The 314-nt window shown below is 74.8% G+C and carries 1 protein-coding gene and 1 pseudogene; both read left to right on the top strand.

Annotated features, from left to right (window positions below):
* On the top strand, positions 1-181 hold a 181-nt coding region (locus JHD80_RS27700), incomplete at its 5' end, for a hypothetical protein (RefSeq protein ID WP_199093833.1).
* A gap of 3 nt (positions 182-184) precedes the next feature.
* Positions 185-314: pseudogene (locus JHD80_RS28940) on the top strand (branched-chain amino acid aminotransferase); the annotation flags it as partial.

Below are 314 nucleotides of genomic sequence, written 5' to 3'. Positions count from 1 at the left end.
CCCCCCCCCCCCCCCCCCCCCCCCCCCCCCCCCCCCCCCCCCCCCCCCCCCCCCCCCCCCCCCCCCCCCCCCCCCCCCCCCCCCCCCCCCCCCCCCCCCCCCCCCCCCCCCCCCCCTTTTCAAGCAGCAGACGGCATACGAGATCGCGCCTAGAGTCTCGTGGGCTCGGAGATGTGTATAAGAGACAGGCCTGAAGGACGCCTATCTGCGCCCGGTCGCCTGGCGCGGCTCCGAGATGATGGCGGTTTCCGGCATGAACAACACGATCCACACCGCGATCGCCGTGTGGGAATGGCCGAGCATGTTCGACATGG

Origin of the sequence: Allobosea sp. ASV33 (genome assembly GCF_016428755.1) — a bacterium.
Classification (GTDB): Bacteria; Pseudomonadota; Alphaproteobacteria; order Rhizobiales; family Beijerinckiaceae; genus Allobosea.
Note: the sequence above shows the minus strand (reverse complement) of the source record. Positions and strands in the feature narration are given on the sequence as shown.